Origin of the sequence: Blastochloris sulfoviridis, assembly GCF_008630065.1 — a bacterium.
In the GTDB taxonomy this organism is placed as follows: Bacteria; Pseudomonadota; Alphaproteobacteria; order Rhizobiales; family Xanthobacteraceae; genus Blastochloris; species Blastochloris sulfoviridis.
This window is the reverse complement of sequence record NZ_VWPL01000059.1, coordinates 1-6069: the sequence shown is the minus strand read 5'-3', so window position 1 is coordinate 6069 and position 6069 is coordinate 1. Positions and strand designations below refer to the sequence as shown.

Sequence of the window (6069 nt, the reverse complement as noted above, 5' to 3'; positions counted from 1 at the left end):
CCGGCCGGCGTCAAAATCACCGACGCCGACCTTGAAGCCGTCAACCTCACCCGCCACGACTTCCACGGCGAGTGGAATTACACCATCAGCCCAAACTCACTCGGTTCGGAGCGATAATTCTCGGACAGTTCCTAAGCTGCTGGTTGACACGCGCGCCCGGTGGCGACTGTTCAGTTAGAGGTCGATGAATGCCACGGAATCGACCCAGCAGTTTACCAGCGGATGGACTGCCCTGTTCCCGGCAAATAGGTAGTAAATGTCTGGCTGGGGACTATCGGCTTCATTGTCTGCGTCGACCGGCATCGATCTTTCCTGTTCACTGGTTTGTCAGTTCGCGGGTGGACCAAGTTGCCGGATTGCATCGCTTTACGTCGATACCGGCGAATAGACGCTGTTCAATACCGGCAGACCGCCCTCTTGCTGAATATGAATGTTCATCCAGGTGCGTTCAATTTTCTCGATATCGTTGCTCTCGATCCAGAAGAACAGAGCAGCACGCCCAAGCGGCGTAAGGCCCACCTTGACTTCGCTATCAAGATGGTTGTTCATCCGCCTTCGAAGATTCTTGGCGAGACCGACATAGACGACCTCGCGGGAAAATGTCGTCAGGGCGTAGCAGCCGGACGTCTCCGGAACGAACCGCTCCCGGCTTCTCTTGAATGTTTCAAAGTGTGGAGGCTGAGGAACTAGCTCCGCGATGTTCACAGCTCAATCTCTGCGCTCATGGAGACCTTATGTAGAGCTTTCGACATCTCCTGCGAAACAACATTGATCGCGCCAGCGTTGAGAAAACTTGCCTTACTGCCCTTAGCCCACCACTCAGGATGACCAACGCCAGCATACTCTCCATCAACGTTCTCAAAGCAGGATTCCAATGTCTTCTTCATCGTTGATACTGTAAAGCTGCCCTTGTCCTGGAGTTTCATAAAGAATGGAATTGAGAATTTACAGAAAAGCTCTACTCCATTATATTTATACAATACAGCAGCATTTCCGTCGTCGAGGATTTCTGTAATAGCCTTCCAGTAATTCAAAAATATTTTTTTCTCTTTGTCAAAATCCTTCACAATGGTCAAAGGATTGTTCGCTGTCAGGACGTACTTGACGACCGCTTTGACGAATGATCGTTGCGCAACAGTTGTGTCCTCGGACTCGTCATTGGCCATACGGATTTTGCCCTTCCATGGGGAATCCGGAGCTTCATTTAAGTAAATTACATATTTGAGAGCCTTATCGACCTCCCCCTTTTCAACAGTGTTCAGAATCCATTTGGGCAGGCTCGGCATATCTTCAACGTCCAGCGCCTCCGTAAGGCGGGCAATGATGCGCTGCTCAACGGATTTATCAACGCTTTTCTGGGTCGTGTTGACGATAAGGAAATGGCACATCTGCGCTATGTGCGGTAGATTGATTGCTATATTGACCGGGACCTCGAAGTCCAACACGCGCGGGTCCTTTTGGGCCGCCATTTTCAACCCCTCTAGGCGGTGTTGCCCGTCCACCACGCTAAATGGTCCTACCTCTGATGTGTCGATTTCAATGGTATTATTCTGACTATTGAACTCGATCGACTTATCTGTCGCCAGCAGAACTGAAGTTGGCAAGAACGCATCACTGCTGTCCTGACCTTTTATAATATAATCTGCCAACTTTTTCGCACGAGCGGTGTTCAAGAGACGCTGATAGCCAGTGTCATTGTTGTTTTCGGGGTCCAGCGTCTCTACATTATAGAAATTTTCGGAAACCAACTCTTTAACGCTGATCGAAGTCGTATACAGAACCAGATCGCCCTGCTTCGCGCGCGCTGCGGGGACTGTAATCTTGCTCATGATGCCCTTCTTCTCCAATCGAATCCCTCTCTGTCTGGTTCAAGCTAGCGTTTCCCCGTCCTATACGCCACTCCGACAAGGCGCCGATCGCGACGCCGCGCAAGGCCTTGGGCCAGCTCCTCGGTCACGGCGTGCGGTTCGGCCACGCCGACGACATTCTCGCCGCCGGCGAAGGCATCGAGACCATGCTGTCGCTGCGCCTGGCGACGCCCGCCCTGCCGATGATCGCCGCGCTGTCGGCGTCGCACCTCGCCGCCATGCTGTTTCCCGCCACGCTGCGCCGGCTCTACATCGCGCGCGATGCCGATCCTGCCGGTGACGGCGCGGCGGAGACCCTGACCACGCGGGCGACCGCCGCCGGTATCGAGGCGATCATCCTGTCGCCGCACCGCGACGACTTCAACGCCGACCTCCGGGCGCTCGGCCTTGATGAGCTTCGTTCTCACGTGCGGACCCAACTCGTCCCCGAGGACGTCGCACGGTTCGCCGACATCTTCGATGCCTTGATCGTCGCCCTGCGCGACACCCGCCTTGAGCCCGACCTCGACGACTTGCTGTGGTCAACCGTCAATCTGTTCCACCGCGCCGTCCAGCGCATCGAGCGCAGCCTCGACGACAACGAGCAGGCCCAGCGCCGCAGCCAGACCGAGCAGGACGGCTCGGAGGTCCGCTCGGTCGAGCTTGAGCGCCTCATCGCCGAGGGCGTCACGCTGATCGAGCGCCGCAACGCCATGGAGGCCTTCCGCGACCACGCCGCGGACTTGTTCGAGCGCCACACCCATTCCGCCTGGCGCCCGCGCGCCGGCTCGCTGGCAAGCCACCGCACGTTGACCGCGGCGATGATCGACTCCCGCGATTTCCTCGCAGCCAAGCGCCGCACCGAGGCCGAGCTGATGATGCCGGCTGGCCCCAAGGTCGCCTTCACCGGCGGGGCCGACTTCAACGACCATCATCTGATCTGGGACCGGCTCGACAAGGTCCAGGTCAAGCATCCCGACATGGTGCTGCTGCACGGCGGATCACCGAAAGGCGCCGAGCGCATCGCCGCCCGCTGGGCCGACACCCGCAAGGTACCGCAGATCGCCTTCAAGCCGGACTGGACACGGCACGGCAAGGCCGCGCCGTTCAAGCGTAACGACCAGATGCTCGCGGTGCTGCCGATCGGCGTCCTGGTGTTCCCCGGCAGCGGCATCCAGCACAATCTCGCCGACAAGGCCAAGATGCTCGGCATTCCCGTCTGGAAGTTTGGCCGCGGCGCCTGAGCGCCGCACGATGCCTTGACATCGTGATAGCATTTTCACATATTGATATCATCACACCCATCCTGGAACGTGTGCCGTCATGCCCGCCGTCACCATTCGCAACCTCTCCGATGAGACGCATCGCGCCTTGAAGGTCCGCGCCGCACAGCACAATCGCAGCACGGAAGCGGAAATGCGCGCCATCCTGGACGCCGCCGTGCGACCGCAGGACCGGCTGCGTCTCGGCACCGCGCTGGCGGAGATGAGCCGGAGGATCGGGCTCACCAACGCCGATGTCGAAGCCCTGGAACAGAGGCGCGACACCAAGCCCGCCGAGCCGCTGCGGTTCGAATGATCCTGCTCGACACCAACGTCGTCTCCGAAGCGATGAAGCCCGAGGCGGCGCCTGCGGTCCGCGCCTGGCTCGACGCCCAGACGGCGGAGACGCTTTATCTCACCAGCGTCACCCTTGCGGAGCTGATGTTCGGCATCGGCGCGCTGCCCAAGGGCCGGCGCAAGGACAAGCTGACCGCCGCGCTCGACGGCGTGCTGGAGCTGTTCGCGGATCGAATCCTGCCGTTCGACATCCCTGCGGCGCGACGCTATGCCGAACTCGCCGTTAGGGCGCGCGCCGCCGGAAAGGGTTTCCCCACGCCTGATGGCTATATCGCCGCGATCGCCGCCGCGCATGAGTTCGCGGTGGCATCGCGCGACACCAGCGCATTTTTTGCCGCCGGCCTCACCGTGATCGACCCCTGGACCGCTGCCGTCTGAGCCGCGGTTCGCGAAGCCCGGACCGTCGCGCGGCGATCCGGCTGGCTGTTCCGGCCCGCCGCCACGTCCTGACGCGCTGATCCCTGCCCGCCTCGCGCTCGCCCGATCGTGCCGGAAGCGCTGTCCGTCGGCGGGCCGTCTTGCCAATCGCTGGAGCCGCCGCAAAGCGACCAGATGATGGCCGCGCCAGTGCGTCGTCTGTGACCGGTTGGTGATCTGGCGATGGCACGGCAGCGTTCGCTCGCCGAGATCGGCGCCAACGCGGCGGTCGCATAGACCTGCGGCAGTGCCCGCGGCGCGGCACAAACACTGGAAGCCGGCACGGTGTCGCGCGTGGCGCGCGCAGATTTGATACGATGCTCGGCACGTCTGACGCAGGCGCTCTCTCGCCCACCGGTCCGGCCTCACAGTGCCGGCCGCCGCCACCGCCTCCTTGAGCATCCTCGCTGCCAAGCCGGCGTCCCACCCGGCCTCTTTGAATGGCGTAATCGGGCCGGAGGCCGGCTTCGCCTCGATCGCCTCAGCCGCAATGGCCGGTCCCGACTTTCTTCCCCTGAGCGCTGCCGCGCTCATTCCTCGCGCAGCAACAAAGTCGGGTCCGCGCCATCCTCCGCTGTCGCTGCGGTCCTGACGGATGCGGCGCCGATCGCCTCCGGCCTTTCGATCGCCATCGAGGCCGCGGTGGGCGCGGCCCGAGATCAGCGATCAAGGAGACCTTCCATGGCGACCATCGGCACCTTCAAGAAGTCCGGACCTGAATTCCTCGGCGAGATCGTCACCCTCAGCGTGCAGGCCAAGAACGTGCGCATCGTCCCCGAGGCCGCCCGCAACAGCGACAACGCCCCGAGCCATCGCATCTTCGTCGGCCGCGCAATCGAGATCGGCGCCGCGTGGTCGAAGCGCTCCGCCGAGGGCCGCGACTATCTCTCGGTCAAGCTCAACGATCCCTCCTTCACCGCCCCGATCTACGCCAATTTGTTCGACGACGAGGACGGCGATGGCTCACCCTGATCTGGTCGCGGGGCCGCAAGGCCAATGGCGAGTGAGGCCCATCGCGATGGCTCCGCCCGGCATCCCCGGGCGGAGCGGCTCTCGTCCTCACGGCGATCGCTCGGACTCGGGCCGCTCGACCAGCGCGGCTGCTCCTCGTCGAGGAGGTCCGCCGCCTTGCCCCGAGCGCCCCGGGATAATGCCACAGCATCAGTAGCGTGACGGTCTGCCGCCGCGCTGATCCCGCGTGCCGGTTCAATCATCATCGGGCCGCCGACGCAGTTCAGCGGCGCGTTGCATGAAAGCCCGCACGTCATCGCGATCGTGCGGGCGGCGCGCAAGACGATGGTCTTGCGGCCCGGCTTCGGGCGCGACCCTGATAGCAGACGTCTGCGTTTCCTTCCCCTTGGGCTTCGCGGCGTCCTTGCGGCGAGGCCTTTCCGGTTCAGGTGCAGCGGGCGGGGTGCCGCCCGGTTTCGCCGTCTTCGCCCGCTTGACGGGCGTTTCTTTTTGCTGCCGAGAGCGGCTTCCTGCCCGCGCCGCCTTCTGGCGCTGACGCCAGACGACGGCGGACAAGTGGCCGATTGTGAAGGGCTGCCCATTCTCCCGGCAAGCCCCAGCTTTGGCCAGAACGCCGGCAATGTGTCTCCATTGCATACCGCGGGCTTGGGCAGTGTCGAACCAGGCCAAATGTTTCTCAATGACAAAATCAAGCGACGCCTGCCCTCCCGGGACGATCAGCGACGCGGCAATCTCCTGAGCGCCAGCCAGAATCGGATCAACCTTCTCCGGAGACGCGCCTCTCTTCCCCGTCTTCGCCTTGGCTATCGACCCAACCATTCGCCTCAATCCTCTTCAAAACTCTTCAAGCCTCTTCAATTCGCTGCATATTGCGGCATTCTACGACAATTCCCTTCCGAAGCAAATTGACGCATATTGAAATGATATGACGCATTTTGAAGAGGGTACACCTATGCACCCATGGGTGCCAAGGCATTGACCACGAACAAGTGAATCGAGGTGGGGTCTATTGCGGGCCGGCAGGGATTCCGGGGCGGCGGGCGATTTCGTAGCCTGTTTGAGTGATTGACGAATCGGCCATCCGCCTGCGCTTTGAGGCGCTCTGTGACGTTCTCGACGAGCGAGGCCGGCGCCGGTTCGCGGCGGCCGAAGCGCTGGCTGCGGGGCGCGGCGGCGTCACGGCGGTGATGCGCGCCACCGGCATTGCGCGCAGC

Annotated in this window: 7 protein-coding genes and 2 pseudogenes; 6 read left to right on the top strand and 3 right to left on the bottom strand. The window is 62.0% G+C overall.

Going from position 1 to position 6069, the window contains the following annotated elements; genetic code table 11:
• Window positions 1-117: ISAzo13-like element transposase-related protein (locus F1193_RS16715; protein WP_150096018.1), on the top strand; the 117-nt coding region annotated here is incomplete at its 5' end.
• Window positions 118-366: 249 nt separating this feature from the next.
• Here F1193_RS16715 and F1193_RS16710 read toward each other — a convergent pair.
• Both F1193_RS16710 and F1193_RS16705 read right to left on the bottom strand, forming a co-directional pair.
• On the bottom strand, window positions 367-705 hold the full coding sequence (locus tag F1193_RS16710; protein ID WP_150098923.1) for a GIY-YIG nuclease family protein: 339 nt from the start codon (window positions 703-705) through the stop codon (window positions 367-369).
• Complete coding sequence (locus F1193_RS16705) at window positions 702-1829, bottom strand: DGQHR domain-containing protein (protein WP_150098922.1); 1128 nt, start codon at window positions 1827-1829, stop codon at window positions 702-704. Before F1193_RS16705 ends, F1193_RS16710 begins: the two co-directional genes overlap by 4 nt.
• A 107-nt stretch (window positions 1830-1936) precedes the next feature.
• Between F1193_RS16705 and F1193_RS16700 the strand changes: the two genes are divergently transcribed.
• The 4 genes and pseudogenes from F1193_RS16700 (at window position 1937) to F1193_RS16680 (ending at window position 4890) form a co-directional block, all read left to right on the top strand.
• Window positions 1937-3091, top strand: coding sequence for an SLOG family protein (locus F1193_RS16700; protein WP_246164510.1), 1155 nt, complete (start codon window positions 1937-1939; stop codon window positions 3089-3091).
• 79 nt (window positions 3092-3170) lie between these two features.
• Window positions 3171-3425, top strand: a complete 255-nt coding sequence (locus tag F1193_RS16695; RefSeq protein WP_150098921.1) for a FitA-like ribbon-helix-helix domain-containing protein — start codon at window positions 3171-3173, stop codon at window positions 3423-3425.
• The gene (locus tag F1193_RS16690) at window positions 3422-3844 is read left to right on the top strand and encodes a type II toxin-antitoxin system VapC family toxin (protein WP_150098920.1); all 423 of its coding nucleotides are present in this window, start codon (window positions 3422-3424) and stop codon (window positions 3842-3844) included. Before F1193_RS16695 ends, F1193_RS16690 begins: the two co-directional genes overlap by 4 nt.
• A 720-nt stretch (window positions 3845-4564) precedes the next feature.
• Window positions 4565-4890, top strand: a pseudogene (locus tag F1193_RS16680) (DUF736 domain-containing protein).
• 199 nt (window positions 4891-5089) lie between these two features.
• Here F1193_RS16680 and F1193_RS16675 read toward each other — a convergent pair.
• Entirely contained in the window at window positions 5090-5674 is a 585-nt protein-coding gene (locus F1193_RS16675; RefSeq protein ID WP_150098919.1) for a hypothetical protein, read from the bottom strand.
• A 242-nt stretch (window positions 5675-5916) separates the two neighbouring features.
• Here F1193_RS16675 and F1193_RS16670 point away from each other — a divergent pair.
• Window positions 5917-6069 (top strand): annotated as a pseudogene (locus F1193_RS16670) (ISAzo13 family transposase); the annotation flags it as partial.

Bases quoted from the DNA above. Each gene is read 5' to 3' on its own strand.
- F1193_RS16705 (WP_150098922.1), bottom strand. From the start codon at position 1,829: ATGAGCAAGATTACAGTCCCCGCAGCGCGCGCGAAGCAGGGCGATCTG.
- F1193_RS16695 (WP_150098921.1), top strand. From the start codon at position 3,171: ATGCCCGCCGTCACCATTCGCAACCTCTCCGATGAGACGCATCGCGCC.
- F1193_RS16690 (WP_150098920.1), top strand. From the start codon at position 3,422: ATGATCCTGCTCGACACCAACGTCGTCTCCGAAGCGATGAAGCCCGAG.
- F1193_RS16675 (WP_150098919.1), bottom strand. From the start codon at position 5,674: ATGGTTGGGTCGATAGCCAAGGCGAAGACGGGGAAGAGAGGCGCGTCT.